This is a genomic window from Nocardia sp. NPDC049935 (assembly GCF_055586645.1).
This window is the reverse complement of sequence record NZ_JBVJHV010000004.1, coordinates 385,799-404,307: the sequence shown is the minus strand read 5'-3', so window position 1 is coordinate 404,307 and position 18,509 is coordinate 385,799. Positions and strand designations below refer to the sequence as shown.

The window sequence follows — 18,509 nt, the reverse complement described above, 5'->3', positions numbered from 1 at the left end:
GGCCCCGGCGCCGCGCCAATACTGTGGATCGCATGGCTCGAACTCTGCTGGTTACCAATGATTTCCCGCCCCGGCCGGGAGGTATCCAGTCCTATCTGCAGGCGCTGGCCGGGCAGCTTCCCCCGGACGACCTGGTCGTCTACGCCCCCCGGTGGCGGGGTGACAGCCATACTCGCTTCGACGCGAACCAGCCGTTCCAGGTGGTCCGCCACCCCACCACCCTGATGCTGCCCACCCCGGCGGTCGCGCGGCGGGCCCGCAAGATCATGCGCGCCGAAGGCTGCGAAACGGTCTGGTTCGGCGCCGCCGCACCGCTGGCGCTGCTGTCGCCGCTGCTGCGCCGGGCCGGGGCCGAACGGATCGTCGCCAGTACCCACGGCCACGAGGTCGGCTGGTCGATGCTGCCCGCGGCCCGGCAATCGCTGCGGGTCATCGGCGAAACCACCGATGTGGTCACCTACGTCAGCAAATACACCCGCGGCCGGTTCGCCGCCGCGTTCGGGCGCAACGCCGCTCTCGAATACCTGCCCCCCGGCGTGGATCCCGACACCTTCCGCCCCGACCCCGCCGCCCGCGCCGAACTCCGCGAACGCTACGGCCTCGGCGACCGCCCCACCGTGCTGTGCCTGTCCCGGCTCGTCCCGCGTAAAGGCCAGGACGTACTGCTCATGGCCATGCGCCGGATCCGGGAACGGATCCCCGGCGCGGTCCTGGTCATCGCGGGCAGCGGGCCCTACGAAGAACACCTGCGCGGATTCGCCCAGGCCCTCGACCTGGGCGACGACGTCGTGTTCACCGGACGCGTCCCCGCCGCCGAACTCGCCGCCCACCACACCATCGCCGATGTCTTCGCCATGCCCGCCCGCACCCGCGGCGCCGGACTCGATGTCGAAGGTCTCGGGATCGTCTATCTGGAAGCGTCGGCGACCGGGGTTCCCGTGGTGGCCGGAAACTCCGGTGGCGCACCGGAAACCGTCCTCGACGGCGAAACGGGCCGGGTGGTCGACGGCCGCCGCGCCGACCACGTCGCCGAAGCGGTCGCCGATATCCTCGCCGACCGCGAGGCGGCCGCCGCGATGGGAGCGGCCGGACGGGCCTGGATCGAACGCCAATGGCGCTGGGACGCCCTGGGCACGCGGTTGCGGCAGTGGCTGTGATTTTGGAGCGGCTCCGCCGCTCGAGGGTGGGGCCCTGACGTCCCGGTTCTTCACTCCCGGCGGGCGGTCGCTGCGCTCCCTTCCTCTGGTCGCTCCAGAACCGGGCGGGCCCCACCCTGGCGGGTGTGGACCCTCGGGCACATGCGGACGGGGTGGGTGGCGGCTGGGGGCTCTCGGCTTCGGGCACATGCGGACGGGGTGGGCGTCGGCCGGGGGCTCTCACGTCCGGGCGGGTGCGACCCGGGTGGGGGCGCGAACTTCGGGCAAGTGCACCCGGTACGCGACGTGGGGGAGGTTGCGCCATAAACTTTCGCGGGTGAGCAGTATCCAGGTCGCGGACCAGACTTTTCTCGCCGCCTCCGGCGACGCGGTGGCGGCGGTGCTGGCCGCCCCGAGCCGGTGGCGGGGCTGGTGGCCGGATCTCGAACTGGATGTCCGGGAAGACCGTGGCGACAAGGGGATTCGCTGGTCGGTGCGGGGGGCGCTGTCGGGCACCATGGAGGTATGGCTGGAGCCGTCGCTGGACGGGGTGATCCTGCACTACTTCCTGCACGCCGAACCACCGCGACCGCTGCCGCCGCGCAAGCTGGCCGCGGCCAACCGGGCACGCCGGGTGGCGGGCAAGGTCATGTCCTTCGAGATCAAGGATCGTCTCGAGGGTGACCGGCCGGCCGGGGTCGACCCGCGCGAGCCCTGACGTATTCCGTACCGCACCGCCGAAAGGAACCACTGAGAACCTATGGCCGACCGGACCCAGAGATCGATCGTCATCGCGGCACCCGCGCGGCAGGTGATGTCCGTTATCGCCGATCTGGCGTCCTACCCGGAATGGGTATCGGCGGCCAAGTCCGTGGAGGTGCTGGAGTCCGGGCCGGACGGCCGCGCGCGCACCGCCCGGTTCGTCCTGGACGCCGGCGTGGTCAAGGACACCTACGTTCTGTCCTACACCTGGCAGCCCGACGACCGGGCCGTGAGCTGGACTCTGGTGAGCGGCGAGTTGCAGAAGGCCCAGGAGGGGCGATACGAACTCGTCGAGCAGCCGGACGGCGGCACCGAGGTGCGCTATGAACTGACCGTGGACCTGACCATTCCGATGATCGGCATGTTCAAACGCAAGGCGGAGAAGGTGATCACCGATACCGCGCTCAAGGAACTGAAGAAACGGGTCGAAGGCTGACCGGGCCGGGCAGCACCGGCGGGGGGCGCGCGGATTTCCGCGACGCGCGACCGCGCACGCGCATCGAACTGTTCGTCGGCAAGGGCGGTGTCGGCAAGACGACCCTGGCCTGCGCGCACGCGATGCGGTGTGCCCGCGACGGTCGCCGGGTCCTGCTGGCTTCGCTGGATCAGGCGCATTCGCTCGGCGACGCGCTGGGGTTCCGGTTCGCGCACGACCCGGGCGCGGTGCCCGGGATCACCCGGGTGGTGCCGGGGCTCGAGGTGATCGAGCTCGATTCGCTGGCCCTGCTCGAGGACCGGTTCCGCACGGTGGCCGACCTTCTGCGCGCCGATACGGGGCACGATCACGGGATCGATCTCGCCGCTCTGGATCCGGCCGAGCTGACCGGTCTGCCGGGTGTGCAGGAACTGCTGATGCTGGTGGAGATCGCGCAGTACGCCGCGGACGACGAGTGGGATGTGATCGTGCTCGATTGCCCGCCCACCGCCGATATGCTGCGCATCGTCACCGCGCCGGAGACCGTGCTCGGCTATCTGGACCGGGTCTGGCCGCCGCATCAGCGGATGATGAGCGCCGCCGGGACCGATCTGCGCCGGGCGGTACTGGCGGCCACGGCGCAGCGGATCGTCGCGGCGGTCACCGAGGTCCGGGACCTGCTGGCCGACCGGGAACGCACCGGCGCCCGCCTCATCGCCCTGCCCGAGCGGGTCGCGGTGGCCGAATCGGCGCGGGTGCGGTCGGCCACCGCGCTGCTCGGGTTGCGGCTCGAGGCGGTGGTGGTGAACAAGGTGCTGCCCCCGGTACCGGCGCCGGGCCCGGAACCGCAACATCCGGCGGTGCACTGGTATCTGCATCGCTACGCCGAACAGCTCGACGTCATCGAGGGCCTGCGCCGGTCGATGCCGGAGGTACCGGTGCTGGTCGCCGGGCACACCGGCGCCGAACCGGTGGGAATCGGCCCCCTGGCGGCACTGTCCTGCGTGGCCGCGACACCGGACGCCGCTCCCTACGACGCCGATCCCCTCCGTGACGGGACCGGCACGGACGGCGCGGAGGCCGGCGGGACGGCCGCCGCCGGGCCCGCGGTACGGCTGGAGTCGGGCAGCGGCCTGCAGTCGGTGTACGCGCTGCGCATCCATCTCCCGGTCGCCGATCCCGGCACCCTCCGGCTGGGCCGGGTGGACGACGATCTGATCGTCGGCGCCGACGGGGTCCGCCGCCGCCTACGACTGGCGCCGGTGCTGCGGCGCTGTACCGTCAGTGCCGCCGAACTCGACGACGGATACCTCGTTGTCCGTTTCCGCCCCGACCCGCAGGAGTGGCCGCAGTGACCGGAACCCACTATCGGCAGCCGGACGGCATCGCCGAATTCGCCGACGAACTCCGCCTGCTCGCCGAGGCCGTACTCGAGCGGGTGGAACCGGTGCTGCGCGCCGCCGCGTCCGAGGAACTGCCCGAATGGACCAGCTGCACCTGGTGTCCGGTCTGCGCCGCGGCCGCGCTGATCCGCGGTGAGCATCACGAGGTCCTGGCGGCGGTCGCCACCCACGGCGCCGCGATCGTCACCGTGCTGCGCGAGGCGCTGGCGGGCGTACCGGTGGACCCGCTGGTGGCCCACGACCACCACCATCCCGGATCCGCGGCGACCGGGCACCGGCCCGGCACGGAGCCGTCGCCGGATACCGGCACCGAGGCCGCGGCAGGGGCGGCGGGCGCCGAGGGCGCGGCGGCGTCCGGGAAATCGCGCTACGTCGGCATACCCGTGAACATCAAACAATGACGGCCTCCGCATCGGGCGCCCCACTGACCGTCGGTATCGATATCGGCGGAACCAATATCCGCGCCTCCGTGGTCGACGACACGGGTTCGGTGCTCGAAACGGTGCAGTGCCCCACTCCGCATTCGGCCCCCGCCCTGGAATCGGCACTGGACCGGGCAGTGCGTGAACTCGCCCGCCGGCACACCCTCGACGCCGTGGGGCTCGCCGTCGCGGGGTTCGTCTCGCAGGACCGCAGCACCGTGCGGTTCGCCCCGCATCTGCCCTGGCGCGACGCCCCGGTGGCGAAAAGGCTGACCGAGCGGCTGGGGCTGCCCGTCCTGCTCGAACACGACGCGAACGCCGCCATGTGGGCCGAATACCGGTTCGGGGCGGCGGCGGGCGGCCACAACGTGGTGCTGGTGGCCATCGGTACCGGGATCGGCGCGGCCCTGCTGATCGACGGGCAGCTGTATCGGGGCACGCACGGAGTGGCGCCGGAACTCGGACACCTGCAGGTGGTCCCCCAAGGGCGCGACTGCGGCTGCGGGAAACAGGGCTGCTGGGAACGCTACTGCAGCGGAACGGCGCTGGCCGAGACCGCGATCGAGATGCTGGCCACCGATGCGGCGCCCTCGACGCTGGCGCGCGATGTACTGGCCGATCCGGGCGCCCTCACCGGACGGCGGGTGGCCGACGCCGCCCACGACGGCGACCCGCTGGCGGTCCGGGTGATGGCCGATTTCGCCCGGTGGCTCGGGCTGGGCCTGGCATTCGTCGGCGATATCTTCGACCCCGACCTGGTGGTGATCGCGGGCGGGGTGAGCAGTTCGGCGCCACTGTTCCTGGACGAGGCCCGCGAGGAGTACGCGGCGGCGGTCACCGGTCACGGACACCGCCCGCTGGCGCGGATCCGCACCACGCAGCTGGGCGAGGCGGCCGGTATGGTCGGTGCCGCGGAATTGGCCCGGACCGCGCTGATCGCGGGGCACTGACCAGGGCCGATACGCCACCACCGACCGTGCCGAAAGGTATCCGCGCGACGCGATCCGAGCCGTCGTAATTCGTTCACATCGGTGAAACGCACTGGTGAAGTGTGTCGGGGAAGGTATGAGTGAGATTCCGCGGCAGGTTGGATGTGATCTGTAACCAGCGGTAGAGTCGGCCCCGAGAGGTATTCCACAACATTCCATCCCGGTTCCCGGAGATAAGGACGTCATGTTCTACTGGCTGCTTAAGTTCGTGCTGCTGGGTCCCTTCATTCACCTCTACAACCGGCCCGAGGTGGAGGGCGTGGAGAATATCCCGGCCGACGGCGCGGCCATCATGGCGGGAAACCATCTCTCCATCGCGGATTGGCTCTTCGCCCCGCTGTCCAGCCCCCGCCGCATCAGCTACCTCGCCAAGGCGGAGTACTTCACCACCCCCGGGCTCAAGGGCCGGCTGCAGAAGTTCTTCTTCAGCGCCAGCGGCCAGTACCCGATCGACCGCAGCGGAGCCTCCGCCGCCGAGGACGCGCTCACCGCGGCGCGCAAACTGCTCGACGAGGGCCGGCTGGTCGGTCTCTACCCCGAAGGCACCCGCTCCCCCGACGGCCGTCTCTACAAGGGCAAAACCGGTATGGCGCGGCTCGCGCTGGAAACCGGGGTCCCGGTGATCCCGGTCGCCGTCATCGGCACCGACGAGGTGAGCCCGCCCGGAGGCTTCCGCTGGAAGCGGCGCAAGGTCACGGTGAAGTTCGGTAAACCGATCGATTTCTCCCGGTACGAGGGGATGGGCGGTAACCGCTTCGTCGAGCGCGCGGTCACCGACGAGGTCATGTACGAACTGATGCGCATGTCCGGCCAGGAGTACGTGGACGTCTACGCGGCCAGCCTGAAGAAGGGCGTGCCCTCGGGACCGGCATCACATACCCCGCGTATCCCGGAGTCCGCCGCCGGCTGAGCCCGGCGCGTACCATGGACAAATGACGGTTCGTGCGAAGATCTGCGGTATCCGGTCCCGGACGGACCTGGACACGGCGGTGGATGCCGGCGCCGATGCCGTCGGATTCATCTCCGGGACAACCCATTACAGCGAGGACGTGCTGACCGCGGAGGCAGCCGCGCAGCTGTCGGCGAGCACTCCCCCGTTCGTGGACCGGGTCCTGGTCACCCATCTCGAGGACGCCCACGCCATCCTCGACCTCGCCGACCGGATCGAGGTCGACATCATCCAGGTACACGGTCTGGTGGATGCCGACACCCTGCGCGCGGTACACCGCGCGGCCCACGGCCGGACGATCGTCCGGGCGGTCCATGTCACCGGCCCGGATTCCCTCGCGACCGCCCGCGCCGTCGCCGCGGACTGCGACGCGGTCCTGCTGGACTCACGGACCGCCGACCGGCTCGGCGGTACCGGCCGCACCCACGACTGGTCGCTCAGCGCCCGGATCGTCCGTGATCTCGCGCGGATCGGCCGGCCGGTGATCCTGGCCGGGGGCCTCACTCCCGATAACGTCGACGAGGCGATCGACGCCGTGCACCCGTACGGGGTGGACGTCAACAGCGGTGTCGAAACCGGCACCGGAGACAAGGATTTCGCGGCCTGCGCCGCATTCGTCAAGACGGCGCACGAAAGCGACCCGGGTTACCGAGTTCCAGGCCCACGGCCCCGAGTACGAGAGCTCCGGCCAGCAGGGTCGCACCGGTGATATCGGCGCCCACCAGCACCGCACCGGCCAGCGTCGCCACCACCGCCTCGTTCAACCCCACCAGTCCCGCCGTGACCTCGTTCAGATCCCGCAGCGCCAGCCAGTAGCAAGCGAATCCCGGCCCCAGCAGCAGCGCCCCGATCGCCGCCAGCGCGATGGACTGCCCCGGTGAGGGGCCCGCGCCCGCGAAGACCGCGAACCCGAGCAGCGGCGCCCCCAGCACCGACGCCGTGAGCAGTTGCAGCCCGGCTGCCGGGCCGCTGGGCCGGTCCGCCGACTCCCGGACCACCAGGGTGATCAGACCGGCGACGCAGGCGGCACTGGCCACCGCGAGCGCGCATCCGGCCAGAGCCGGTGCGAGAGCGATATCGGCGGGCTGGTTTCCGGCGACCAGCCAGATCGCCGCCGCGACGGCCACGAGTTCGGCGACCACGGCGACGGTGACCGCCCGCCGCCCGCGCAGGATCTGGGTGATGATCATCAGCACCGGCGCGGTGAGGTGCAGCGCCACCACCACCGGCAGCGGCCCGATATGCAAGGCGGCGACGTAGCAGACCAGGTTCAGCACTTCGAGCGCGCCGAGTTTCAGGAACACCCCGGGCGCGTCCCGGAAGTCCTGCCACGGCCGCGCGCCCCGCAACGCCGTGAAGGCCAGCAGCGCCAGCCCGCCGCCCGCGGCCACCGGCGCGGCCGCGAAACCCGCGGCCCCGACACCGGCGATGCCCGCGCTCGACGCACCCCACAGGCTGGTGGCCGCGATCAGCAGCACCAGCCCGCGGCCGGTGCCGTTCACGACAGCAGGAAGGTGACGACCGGCAGGATCACGGCGGTATAGGCCGCGAACACCGCGGCGGCCGTGCGGCCCTTGGGGACCGAGGGCAGCCGGGTCGCGATTCCGGTGAAGGTCCCCAGCGCCACGAAGAACGACCCCCAGACGACCAGCGAGCGGCTGACCACCACACCGAGGTCCTCGGCGAACAGGATCGCGAGCAGGGCGATGGTGAGTCCCGCGGGTACCGCCGCGAACAGGGTCATCGCTCCGGCGTCGTTGTTCATCAGCACCGAACGGCCCTGGAAACCGACCACCTCCTGGGCGTCGCGCGGATGCACGCCCTGCTCCCGGCAGATCATGTCGAAGACGGTCGCCGGATTGACCCGTTCGTTGACCATCCGCCGGACCGCGTCCATGGCCGCCAGGCCCTGGACGGTCGCGTAGGACGTCACGAACCCCTCGGTGGAGGTGCGGAATCCGCCACGCGCCGCGGAGAGATCCTGGGTCTCCTGCAACTCCAGCAGTTCCACCAGTCCGCGCCGCACGCCCGGATCGAATACCGCGCGCTCGTCCGCGGTGACCACCGCGGCCACCGCCAGATGCAGGCTGAGATGCCGCCACGTATCGGCGACCGGCCCGCGCCGGAACGGCTCCTCCTCCACCCTGGCCTCGCCCTGCCGCAACCCGTGCAGCAGGCGCTCGACGGTCATCGCCCGGACCCGGTCCACCCGTTTACCGCCCACCGCGGCGATCTCCGGCCGCGAGAGCAGCAGCGCGGTGTACGCGCACGTGTACATCGGCTGGGTCCGCGGATCCTCGTCCAGGATCAGCGAGACCACCAGCGATGTTCCGTGCAGCAACGCCGCGGCGGCGGTCTCGTCGGCGGCGGACAGATTCGCCAGGGCGTGCAGCGCGGCCGTGGTGGCGGTCAGGGATACCGGGCCCACCGGGCCCGATAAACGCCAGCCCCGGGTGTCCGGATCCCGTTTCGCCAGCAGTTCGCGCAGGCACCCGGCCACCGCGGGGTCCGTGGGCGGAGCGCCCAGGCAGCTCAGGGCCCGCAAGCGCCAGGACAGATCGATGGGCGAGCGGAACTCCCATGCGCCGCTGTCGGTGTCCACCACATCGCGGCGCACCAGGGTCAGCACCTCGTCGGCGCGCGGTACCGGCCGGCGCGCGGCCGTCAACGCGACCACGGCCTCCGCGGTGTTCTGCGGGTTCGGCGGCACATCCGACACCCAGCCCCATCCGGCGCCGCCACCACGATCGCCGAGCTGGCTGCGATGCAACCAGTCGACGGCCCAGTCGATCCGCTGCTCGATATTCGACACACCGACCCCTCCCTCGGGCCCCCGACACCGGATTCCGCAGGCGCCCAAGAATTCTCATCACCCTACCGGGACACCCGATACATCGGTGCGGGTTTACGTCTACGCTGTGGACCCGATAACCCACGGCGAGTCCGGAACTCGCGGGCGGGGCGGAGGGAGATTCGGATGTTCACATCACTGCTGGGCGCGCTGGGCGCGAATACCGTCGAGGTGGAGACGGAGCTGTTCACGCCCGGCGTCCAGCCCGGGCAGCCGGTGCGCGGGGTGATCCGGATGCGGTGCAAGGATCGCCCGGCGCGGATCAAGGGTGTCGCCGTGGAGTTCATCACCCGGGCCGAACGCGAATACGACGAGGGCGAACAGCTCGTCGACCTGTCCTTCGCCCGGCAGCCGGTGTTCGGCCCGTTCGAACTGGTGCCCGGATATCCGCTCGAGGGGCAGTTCGAGCTGGTGGCCCCGTGGGAAACACCCGTCACCTTCTACAACGGACGCCATCTGCACGGCACCGCGGTGGCGGTACGGACCCGGGTCGATGTGGACGGCGGATTCGACGCCGCCGATACCGATCCCATCGGCGTGGGCGCCCTGCCGCCCCAGCACGTACTGCTGGCCGCGGTGGAAGCGTGGGGGTTCGGGCTGCGGCACGCCGATGTGGAGGCCGGACGGGTGGACCGGATCCCGCATGTGCTGCCGTTCTTCCAGGAGATCGAATTCGGTCCCTCCCCGCAGTTCCCGGGCCTGAACCAGCTGGAGGTGACGTTCCTGGCCGATCCGCAGGGCATGTACGTGGTCCTTGAGGCCGATAAGCGGGCCCTCCTGTTCGCACCCGGCCGCGATGTCATGGACGCGATCCGGGTCGATTTCGCCACCTTCGAACAGGTGAACTGGGTGGAGGTGGTCGGTCAGCGGTTGCGGTCGCTCGCGCGCTGATCCGGCCCGCGAGACCGGGCCGGAATTGTCCGCCTCGGCGAATTCGGTCGACCTGCCGTTCAACTCGGCGTGCGACACTTCCGGATATGGTCGACCGGCCCCCACCTCCGGCGCTACACTTCCCGGCAGCAACAGGCGGGCGCGCTGCCCGGCACGCTCGCCACCCCGGACGGAACCACGCAGAAGCCGCAGGTCACACACCATCGGGCAGATGGGCGGGATTCGATCGGTGAATCGATATCGCCAGCGCCGCCGCGCTGTGGTTAGCTTTCGTGCCATGAGCACGCCGCACATCGTTGCCCCCGCCGAGTACCTTCCTCGCGACACCGCGGATGTCGTTCGCACCGTGCGGAATTCCCGTGATCAGGCCAGGCCGCTCACCATCCACGGCGGCGATCCCGCCACCGACGGTCTCACCCTGCCCGACCAGCAGACCGTGGTGTCGCTGCGCCGGATGAACGCGATCCTCGATCTCAATCTCGGCCGGCGCACCGTGCGGGTGCAGGCCGGAGCGCGGCTGTCCGATATCGACCGCCGCCTCGCCGCACACGGACTCGGCCTACCGGTCGTGGGCGACCACCGCGATATCACCGCGGGCGGCTTCGCCTCCGTCGGCGGCGTCAGCACCTCCTCACACCGCTACGGCCTGTTCATCGATCGGATCGCCGACCTCGAATACGTCGACACCGACGGCCGGATCGGCACGTGCGGGCGTACCCATCACACCGAGCGATTCCACCGGATCCTCGGCGCCGGCGGGCGGGCGGGCATCATCACCGCGCTCACCCTCGACACCGTCGAGGTCGACAAGGACAACACCTGGCTGTCCACCGATTCCCATCGTTTCCTCGATTTCGACAGTTTCGTCGACTACGCCCACACCGAGGTCAGCCGCCCCCGCGACGCGGTCCTGCAGGTGGGACGCTGGGTCGATACCGCACCGCTGAAGGTGTCCCGCCCGGTCGGCGCCGGCCAGGTGCAGCTCGGCACCGTGCGCTTCGGTCAGTGGTCGAGCCTCTACCCCACCGCCCCCACCCGGTCGCTGCGGGCCCGCCGCGAGGTCGGCAGCCGGGCCCGGAAATCGCTGGGCGCCATCGCCTCGGCCACCGGCGGCAAGGCCGGGATGCCGGTCCGCAACGCCGCCGCGGGCGCGGTGATGTTCACCCCCAAGGTCCTCACCCTGCGCGACGCCGAATATCTGGCCGATACGGTGATCAGCTCGTCGGAACGCGGCCCGGCCTATCGGGTCGGCGTCTTCGCGCCGCTGTCGAACTACACCTCGGTGTTCTACCGCCTGCACGACCTGTTCAACGGGCACCGCGAACGCACCGGCTGCTTCACCGTCATCTCCGCCATGACCTACGGCGTCCGCTCGGAATACCTGCGCGCCGAATCGGCCGCCCACAACCTCCCCGCGGCCGACCACGGCCTCATCACGTTCACCTGCCGCCTGCGCCCCTACGCCCTGCCGTCGGACCAGCTGAACGATATCGTCACCGGAATCGACGAGATCTGCCGCTCGGAAAACAGCATGCGCTACGAACCGGCCGAATAGCCGGCTGTGTTTTCGGCGCGCTGGCGCGCGCGGGGTTTCGGCCCCCTTGTGCGTCGTCGTTCAGCCCTCGAGACTCGCGCCTGCGGCGCATGCGCTTCGAGGGCTGAACGACGACGCGGGCCGAAACCTTTGAGGGCCTCGCTGAACTCGGCGCCGACGGGCCGTGGGTTCTGAAGCGCCCGGTTCCGAAGCGTTCGGGGTGGTTGCTGAGAGAGGAAGCAACTGGTGCGCGGACCAAGCTGTCGCGGGGATCTGCGGACCAAGTTCCGCGGGGATCTTACAACGCTTCCTCTCATAGGGCGCATTCTTCAACCGGTGCGCACCCCGCCACCAGTCGCGATCACCGACCCCCCACACACGACAACACCCGCCTGGGCATATCCCAGGCGGGTGTTCTCACATTCAACCAAGCGGTCGCACCCCCTGGGCGGGGCCCGCCCCGGTTCTGCAGCGACCAGAGGGAGGGAGCGCAGCGACCGACCGCCGGGAGTGAAGAACCGGGGTTAATAGGGCCCCGCCTCGAGGCGCGGAGCGCCTCCAAAATTACCGCCCCGCCCTCGAGCGGCGGAGCCGCTCCAACACTTCAGTGCTTTTCGGGTCCGAGGTAGTACTCGAAGACGAGGCCGCCGGCGGCGGTGAGTACCAGGATGACGCCGAGGGCCAGCAGCCACGGTTCGAAGAACGCGAAGCCGAGGGCGGTGACCGAGGCGGCGCCGGCCAGCAGGATGGGCCAGAAGCTGCCGGGCGAGAAGAAGCCCAGGTCGCCGGCTCCGTCCACGATTTCGGCGTCTTCGTAGTCCTCGGGGCGCAGGTCGAGCCGGCGGGCCACGAAGCGGAAGTAGGTGCCGATGATCAGCGACAGTCCCGCGGTGAGGACGATCGCCGTGGTGCCGGCCCATTCGATACCGGTCCGCGACTGGGCGGTGAAGAAGCCGTAGATGACGCCCACGATGATGAAGAACACCGTCAGCAGTTCGAACAGCCGTGCTTCGATCCTCATCTCAGATCAGTTCCTCACTTGCTCGAGGTGGCGTCGGATTTGAGCGTGCGATCGGTGTTGAACGGCTGCGTGGACGTGGCCACCGGGGACTCCCCGATGGATTCGAGCGCAGCGGCGTTGGTCATACCGGATTCACGCGCCTGGATATAGCGCTGGAATTTGTCCGGCGAAACCGCGCGGACCTCGAAGTTCATCATCGAGTGGAAGGTGCCGCACATTTCCGCGCAGCGGCCCACGAAGGCGCCTTCCCGGTCGATCTCGCTGATCTGGAAGACGTTGTCGGAGTTGTTTTCCTTCGGGTTCGGCATGACGTCGCGCTTGAAGAGGAACTCCGGCACCCAGAAGGCGTGGATGACGTCGGCCGCGGCCAGCTGGAACTCGATGACCTTGCCGGTGGGCAGGACCAGGACGGGCACCTCGGTGCTCGAGCCGATGGTCTCGATCTTGTTGTAGTGCAGGAACGAGAGGATGTCGTTCTCGGGGCGGCCGTGCACGGGGCCGGGCTGTTCGTGGCCGTCCTCGTTGACGCGCTCGGCGTATTCCTGCAGCTGTTCCTGGTTCGCGTCCTCGCGGACGGTGTCGACACCGTTGTAGGTGAAGCCGTTCTTCAGGTCGACGTTGCGGTACCCGAATTTCCAGTTCCACTGGAAGGCGGTCACGTCGACCACCACGTCCGGGTTGTCGACCTTCTCGTGCACGTAGTTCTGCACGACGACGGTGAAGTAGAACAGGACCGCGATGATGACGAACGGGATCGCGGTGTAGGTCAGTTCGAGCGGCACGTTGTAGCCGGTCTGCCGCGGGAACTCCGGGGAGTCCTTCTTCTTGCGGTGGAAGATGATGGTCCAGAAGGTCAGGCCCCAGACCAGCACACCCATGATGAGGGCGGCGACGACCGACCAGGTCCACAGTTCCCGCATCCGGTGGGCCTGCGGGGTGACACCCGAGGGCCAGCCGAACCGCAACCACACATTGTCGATCGAGCAGCCGGATACGAGCACGGCGGTGATCCCGAGGGATACCACCAGTCCGGCCCGCCGCAGGACACGACCCCGCTGCCGGGCAGGCCGTGCCCCGATCTCGTCGCTCGCCTTGTGCGCCACGCTCACGCCTTCCTGGTCGCCACACATTCCGACATCGCATCCGCGGGGGCGGGGATCCGCCTCCGGTGATACAGAAAAACAGCTCGTCCCGGCCCCGATGGGTGGTTCCGCGCACCACGCGGCACCACCCGGAACTGTCCGAGTACTACGCAGCGTAGACCAAACACGCGCCCGGTACGCCGTCGGGTCGGGTTCGACACTCCGTTCGGCGGCCGGGGGGCGGTACGGAGGTGTATCGCACGACCGGACCCGGCGTGCGGCATACTCGGACACTAGATTTCGCCCGCCGCGCCCGGTGCCCCGGCGCGGGTCCTGCGACCAGAGGAAACGAGGTTGGCGCCGCAGTGTGTGGACTGCTCGGATTTCTGACTTCCGATACTGCCGCTCCGGAAACGGTGGAGCGGGTGTACGACGCTCTGCACTGTGTCCGCCATCGCGGCCCGGACGAGCGCGGCACCTGGCACGACGACCGGTTGATCTTCGGGTTCAACCGGCTGTCGATCATCGATATCGAACATTCGCATCAGCCGCTGCGCTGGGGTCCGGCCGATGATCCGCAGCGTTATGCGCTGACCTTCAACGGCGAGATCTACAACTATCTCGAACTGCGCGCCGAGCTGGCCGAGGCGTATGCCGCGGAGTTCGGCGACACGCCGATGTTCGCCACCGAGGGCGACGGCGAGGCGATCGTCGCGGCCTTCCACTACTGGGGCCCGGATGCCGTGCGCCGGTTGCGCGGCATGTTCGCGTTCGCGATCTGGGACACCCGGACCGGGGAGTTGTTCCTGGCCCGCGACCCGTTCGGTATCAAACCGCTGTTCCTGGCGACCGGTCCCGGAGGTACGGCGTTCGGCAGCGAGAAGAAGAGCCTGCTGGAACTGCTGCCCGATCTCGGGCTCGACGAATCGCTGGACCACCGCGCGCTCGAGCACTACACGGTGCTGCAATACGTCCCCGAACCGGAAACCCTGCACGCCGGTATCCGGCGGCTGGAATCGGGCAGCTACGCGGTGCTGCGCGCCGGCGCGGCCCCCGAGGTCACCCGGTATTTCGAGCCGAGGTTCGGGGTCCGGCCGTTCGCCCAGGGCAGCGCGGGGTCACGGTACGGGGAGATCGCCGCGGCGCTCGAGGATTCGGTCGCCAAACATATGCGGGCCGATGTCACCGTCGGGTCGTTCCTGTCCGGCGGTATCGATTCGACCGCGATCGCGGCGCTGGCCATGCGGCACAACCCGAAGCTCATCACCTTCACCACGGGATTCGAGCGGGAGGGCTACTCCGAGGTCGATGTGGCGGCCGAGAGCGCGGCCGCGATCGGCGCCCGCCATATCGTCAAGGTCGTCTCGCCCGCCGAGTTCGCGGCCGCCATCCCGGAGATCGTCTGGTACCTCGACGACCCGGTGGCCGATCCGGCGCTGGTCCCGCTGTATTTCGTGGCCAAGGAGGCCCGTAAGCACGTCAAGGTCGTGCTGTCCGGGGAGGGCGCCGACGAGTTGTTCGGCGGATACACCATCTACCGGGAGCCGCTGTCGCTGGCGCCGTTCGAACGGCTGCCCCGGGGAGTGCGCCGGCTGGCCGGCAAGGTCTCGGACCTGATCCCCGACGGCACCCGCGGCAAGAGCCTCCTGCACCGGGGTTCGTTGTCGCTGGAACAGCGGTACTACGGCAACGCCCGCAGCTTCAACGACGCCCAGCTGCGGTCGGTGCTGCGGGAGTTCCGCCCGGAATGGACCCACCAGGACGTGACGGCCCCGATCTACGCCCGTTCGGCCGGCTGGGATCCGGTGGCCCGGATGCAGCATCTGGACCTGTTCACCTGGTTGCGCGGCGATATCCTCGTCAAGGCCGACAAGATGACCATGGCCAATTCGCTGGAGCTGCGGGTGCCGTTCCTGGACAGCGAGGTCTTCCGGGTCGCCGAGCAGATCCCGCTCGAGCAGAAGATCACCAAGGAGACCACCAAGTACGCGCTGCGGCAGGCGCTCGAGGGCATCGTGCCCGGCCATGTGCTGCACCGGGCGAAGCTCGGGTTCCCGGTGCCGCTGCGGCACTGGTTGCGCGGAACCGAACTCTACGACTGGGCCCGGCAGCAGATCGCCGAATCACAGACGGATCATCTGCTGGACAAGGCGGCCGTGGCCGCCATGCTCGACGCGCACCGGGCCGGGGAATCCGATCACAGCCGCCGTCTGTGGACGCTGCTGGTGTTCATGATCTGGCACGGCATCTTCGTGGAGGACCGCATCAAACCGGAGATCGCCGAACCGACCTACCCCGTGCAGGTGTAGACCCGCCGGAGCGCGAGAGGGCCCGCACACCAGGGGTGTGCGGGCCCTCTCGTCGAGCTGTGGTGCGGCGACGCCTCAGCGCAGCAGCGGTTCGATCTCGGCCGCGGCGTCGGCGCCGTAGGCCTCGCCGAGCCGTTTGAGGGCGGCGTCGGGGTCCAGCGTCCATTCCTGGGTGCCGACGGTCTCGAGCACCAGCACCGCGATCAGCGAGCCGAGCTGCGCGGACCGCTCGAGGCTCAGACCCGCCGTATGCGCGGTGAGGAATCCGGCCCGGAACGCATCGCCCACGCCGGTCGGATCGACCTTCGCGTTCTCCGGAACGGCCTCGACCCGCACCTCGGTGCCGTCGGTGCCGACCACCAGGACACCGTCCTTGCCGAGGGTGGTGACCCGTACGCCGACACGCGCCGCGATCTCCTCTTCGGTGAGACCGGTCTTCTGCTTCAGCAGACCCCATTCGTACTCGTTGGTGAACAGGTACGTGGAGCCTTCGATGAGCTGGACCGCCTGATCGCCGTCCAGCCGCGCGAGCTGCTGGGACGGATCGGCGGCGAACGGTACGCCCAGTTCCCGGCATTCGGCGGTGTGCCGGAGCATGGCCTCGGGATCGTTGGCGCCGACCAGCACCAGATCCAGGGTCCGCTCCTCGGACAGTGCGGTGAGCGAGATATCGCCGGCCTCGCTCATGGCGCCGGGATAGAACGAGGCGATCTGGGCCATGTCCTCGTCGGTGGTGCAGACGAACCGCGCCGTATGGGCGGTTTCGGATACCCGGACCGCGGAGCAGTCCACACCGTGGGACTGCAGCCAGTTCCGGTACTCGTCGAAATCGCGGCCGACGGCGCCGATCAGCAGCGGCGACCGGTTGAGAAGACCCATGGCGTAGGCGATATTGCCCGCCACACCGCCGCGGCGGATCACGAGATCGTCGACGAGGAAACTCAGCGAGACATGCTCGAGCTGATCGGGCAGCAGCGCGTCGGCGAAACGGCCGGGGAAGCGCATGAGGTGGTCCGTCGCGATGGACGCGGATACAGCAATGGACACGTAAGTGGGCCCCTTCGGAATCAGCGCGAACAAGAAGTGAACGGGGCCTTGCGCCCCCGACTCACCGTATCAATTCGCCAAGGCTACGACTACGTGTCGTAATTGTCTGCCCACGTGGCGTAAATGCCCATCTACGTGACGTAACAGCTCCGACCGGATGTGGTAACGACCCCGCTACATCCGATCACGCCACCCGCCGCGCGACACCCGGGCGAACCAGAAGTCACTCGGCAGCACCATCGGCCGATCCCACCCGGTTACCGAGTGTCCACCGACGTGAAAGGGTTCGGCCCGCGTCGGCTGTCAGCCCTCGAAGCGCATGCGGCGAAGCCGCGAGTCTCGAGGGCTGACAGCCGACGCTCAGGAGGGCCGAACCTCGAGCAGCGGAGCTGCTCCAACTCAGCGGAGCTGCTCCAACTCAGTTGAACGAGTCGCCGCAGGCGCAGGAGCCGGTGGCGTTCGGGTTGTCGATGGTGAAGCCCTGCTTCTCGATGGTGTCGACGAAATCGATCGCGGCACCCTGCACGTAGGGGGCGCTCATCCGGTCGACGGTGAGGGTGACACCGCCGAATTCGACGGTGAGGTCACCGTCGAGGGTGCGGTCGTCGAAGAAGAGCTGGTAGCGCAGGCCGGCACAGCCGCCGGGCTGCACGGCGATCCGCAGCGCGAGATCGTCGCGGCCCTCCTGATCGAGCAGCGCCTTGGCCTTGCCGGCGGCGGCATCGGTCAGCTTCACACCGTGGGTTTCGGTCGCGGTCTCGTTCTGCACAGTCATGAACTCTCCTATGGACAGCGTGGTCGGTCCGTGAACAGCGCACGGTTAAGGGATCAACGCCCTCGGACGGGCTGCTATTCCCCCATCTTGCCATCTCCGGCCCCACCGGCCCCAGTGCCCGGCGAGTTTCGAGAGGCGATCCCCCGGTGACCGGGACGCCGCCGGGCGGACGGCGTGACCGGGCGCACCCGGCTACCGCCCCGCTTCCGGGCCGGTCAGCCGACCGATTAGCCTGGTTACCGTGAAGTTGTTCCGACGCGGTGAGTCCAGCGATACCGGCGTGCCCGACGACAGTTCCCGGGCCGCGACCGCCACCGCGAGCGCCACCGAGGCCGATTCGGCGCGTGCGAAGGCCGCCCCCACCGCGGGCAAGGGCCGTCCCACGCCGGCCCGGCGTGACGCCGAGGGCAGACGCCGCGGTCCCGTGGCGCCGCCGCCCATGACGTCCAAGGAGGCCCGGGCCCGCCGTAAGGAGACCCGCGGCTCCAAGCAGGATCGCAAGGCGGCCGCCGCGGACCGCCGGGCCGCCGCCGCGGACCGGCGGGCGCGGATGCTGGCCGGTGAGGACAAATACCTGCTGCCGCGCGATCAGGGCCCGGTGCGGGCCTTCGTCCGCGATATCGTCGACGGCCGCCGCAACCTGGTCGGGCTGTTCATGCCGATGGCGCTGTTGCTGATCCTGTCGATGTTCGCCGCTCCGGCGTGGCAGTCGATCATCACGCTGGCCATGCTGGTGATGATGGTGTTCATGATCGCCGAGGGTTTCCTGCTCGGCCGCATCGTCAACCGGCGGGTCCGGGAACGCTTCCCCAAATCCACCGATACCGGTTTCCGGCTGGGTTGGTACTCGTTCGTCCGGGCGTCCCAGATGCGCAAGATGCGCGCTCCCAAACCGCGGGTGAGCCCCGGCGACGCGATCTGAT

Annotated in this window: 18 protein-coding genes; 12 read left to right on the top strand and 6 right to left on the bottom strand. The window is 69.4% G+C overall.

The annotated features are described in order from the left end of the window. Nucleotides 1-32 precede the first annotated feature (32 nt). The 8 genes from ACZ6SF_RS18705 (at nucleotide 33) to ACZ6SF_RS18670 (ending at nucleotide 6,785) form a co-directional block, all read left to right on the top strand. Nucleotides 33-1,157, top strand: coding sequence for a glycosyltransferase family 4 protein (locus tag ACZ6SF_RS18705; RefSeq protein ID WP_466063407.1), 1,125 nt, complete (start codon nucleotides 33-35; stop codon nucleotides 1,155-1,157). Between the two features lie 316 nt (nucleotides 1,158-1,473). Further along, nucleotides 1,474-1,854 carry a polyketide cyclase / dehydrase and lipid transport gene (locus ACZ6SF_RS18700; protein ID WP_466063406.1) on the top strand — a complete coding sequence of 127 codons (381 nt, stop codon included), beginning with the start codon at nucleotides 1,474-1,476 and terminating at the stop codon, nucleotides 1,852-1,854. Between the two features lie 42 nt (nucleotides 1,855-1,896). Further along, a complete protein-coding gene (locus tag ACZ6SF_RS18695) occupies nucleotides 1,897-2,334 on the top strand; it encodes an SRPBCC family protein (protein ID WP_466063405.1) in 438 nt (145 codons plus the stop codon). 62 nt (nucleotides 2,335-2,396) lie between these two features. Then, nucleotides 2,397-3,668 (top strand): ArsA family ATPase, encoded by a 1,272-nt coding sequence (locus ACZ6SF_RS18690; protein ID WP_466063620.1) that lies wholly within the window; start codon nucleotides 2,397-2,399, stop codon nucleotides 3,666-3,668. Beyond that, nucleotides 3,665-4,117: a hypothetical protein gene (locus tag ACZ6SF_RS18685; protein ID WP_466063404.1), complete on the top strand. Its 453-nt coding sequence runs from the start codon at nucleotides 3,665-3,667 to the stop codon at nucleotides 4,115-4,117. The genes ACZ6SF_RS18690 and ACZ6SF_RS18685 overlap by 4 nt, the downstream gene beginning before the upstream one ends. After that, nucleotides 4,114-5,088 (top strand): ROK family glucokinase, encoded by a 975-nt coding sequence (locus ACZ6SF_RS18680; RefSeq protein ID WP_466063403.1) that lies wholly within the window; start codon nucleotides 4,114-4,116, stop codon nucleotides 5,086-5,088. Before ACZ6SF_RS18685 ends, ACZ6SF_RS18680 begins: the two co-directional genes overlap by 4 nt. Before the next feature lie 223 nt (nucleotides 5,089-5,311). Next, nucleotides 5,312-6,037: a lysophospholipid acyltransferase family protein gene (locus ACZ6SF_RS18675; protein WP_466063402.1), complete on the top strand. Its 726-nt coding sequence runs from the start codon at nucleotides 5,312-5,314 to the stop codon at nucleotides 6,035-6,037. Between the two features lie 22 nt (nucleotides 6,038-6,059). Beyond that, nucleotides 6,060-6,785, top strand: a complete 726-nt coding sequence (locus ACZ6SF_RS18670; RefSeq protein ID WP_466063401.1) for a phosphoribosylanthranilate isomerase — start codon at nucleotides 6,060-6,062, stop codon at nucleotides 6,783-6,785. Here ACZ6SF_RS18670 and ACZ6SF_RS18665 read toward each other — a convergent pair. Further along, complete coding sequence (locus ACZ6SF_RS18665; RefSeq protein WP_466063400.1) at nucleotides 6,694-7,578, bottom strand: hypothetical protein; 885 nt, start codon at nucleotides 7,576-7,578, stop codon at nucleotides 6,694-6,696. The genes ACZ6SF_RS18670 and ACZ6SF_RS18665 overlap by 92 nt on opposite strands. Continuing rightward, the gene (locus ACZ6SF_RS18660; protein ID WP_466063399.1) at nucleotides 7,575-8,888 is read right to left on the bottom strand and encodes a hypothetical protein; all 1,314 of its coding nucleotides are present in this window, start codon (nucleotides 8,886-8,888) and stop codon (nucleotides 7,575-7,577) included. Before ACZ6SF_RS18660 ends, ACZ6SF_RS18665 begins: the two co-directional genes overlap by 4 nt. A 165-nt stretch (nucleotides 8,889-9,053) precedes the next feature. Between ACZ6SF_RS18660 and ACZ6SF_RS18655 the strand changes: the two genes are divergently transcribed. Together ACZ6SF_RS18655 and ACZ6SF_RS18650 are read left to right on the top strand one after the other, a co-directional pair. Beyond that, nucleotides 9,054-9,818: a sporulation protein gene (locus ACZ6SF_RS18655; RefSeq protein ID WP_466063398.1), complete on the top strand. Its 765-nt coding sequence runs from the start codon at nucleotides 9,054-9,056 to the stop codon at nucleotides 9,816-9,818. Between the two features lie 277 nt (nucleotides 9,819-10,095). Then, nucleotides 10,096-11,373, top strand: coding sequence for an FAD-binding oxidoreductase (locus tag ACZ6SF_RS18650; protein ID WP_466063397.1), 1,278 nt, complete (start codon nucleotides 10,096-10,098; stop codon nucleotides 11,371-11,373). Nucleotides 11,374-11,956: 583 nt separating this feature from the next. Here ACZ6SF_RS18650 and ACZ6SF_RS18645 read toward each other — a convergent pair. Both ACZ6SF_RS18645 and ctaC read right to left on the bottom strand, forming a co-directional pair. Next, nucleotides 11,957-12,373, bottom strand: a complete 417-nt coding sequence (locus ACZ6SF_RS18645; protein WP_450003224.1) for a cytochrome c oxidase subunit 4 — start codon at nucleotides 12,371-12,373, stop codon at nucleotides 11,957-11,959. 14 nt (nucleotides 12,374-12,387) lie between these two features. After that, nucleotides 12,388-13,476, bottom strand: coding sequence for an aa3-type cytochrome oxidase subunit II (ctaC, locus tag ACZ6SF_RS18640; RefSeq protein WP_466063619.1), 1,089 nt, complete (start codon nucleotides 13,474-13,476; stop codon nucleotides 12,388-12,390). 344 nt (nucleotides 13,477-13,820) lie between these two features. Here ctaC and asnB point away from each other — a divergent pair, with 344 nt between their 5' ends. Further along, nucleotides 13,821-15,764 (top strand): asparagine synthase (glutamine-hydrolyzing), encoded by a 1,944-nt coding sequence (gene asnB, locus ACZ6SF_RS18635; protein ID WP_466063396.1) that lies wholly within the window; start codon nucleotides 13,821-13,823, stop codon nucleotides 15,762-15,764. 75 nt (nucleotides 15,765-15,839) lie between these two features. On the opposite strand, the gene ACZ6SF_RS18630 is transcribed toward asnB, so the two are convergent. After that, the gene (locus ACZ6SF_RS18630; protein WP_466063395.1) at nucleotides 15,840-16,811 is read right to left on the bottom strand and encodes a carbohydrate kinase family protein; all 972 of its coding nucleotides are present in this window, start codon (nucleotides 16,809-16,811) and stop codon (nucleotides 15,840-15,842) included. 418 nt (nucleotides 16,812-17,229) lie between these two features. Further along, nucleotides 17,230-17,586 (bottom strand): HesB/IscA family protein, encoded by a 357-nt coding sequence (locus ACZ6SF_RS18625; protein ID WP_466063394.1) that lies wholly within the window; start codon nucleotides 17,584-17,586, stop codon nucleotides 17,230-17,232. Nucleotides 17,587-17,827: 241 nt separating this feature from the next. Here ACZ6SF_RS18625 and ACZ6SF_RS18620 point away from each other — a divergent pair, with 241 nt between their 5' ends. Then, nucleotides 17,828-18,508, top strand: coding sequence for a DUF3043 domain-containing protein (locus ACZ6SF_RS18620; RefSeq protein ID WP_466063393.1), 681 nt, complete (start codon nucleotides 17,828-17,830; stop codon nucleotides 18,506-18,508). Nucleotide 18,509 lies beyond the last annotated feature (1 nt).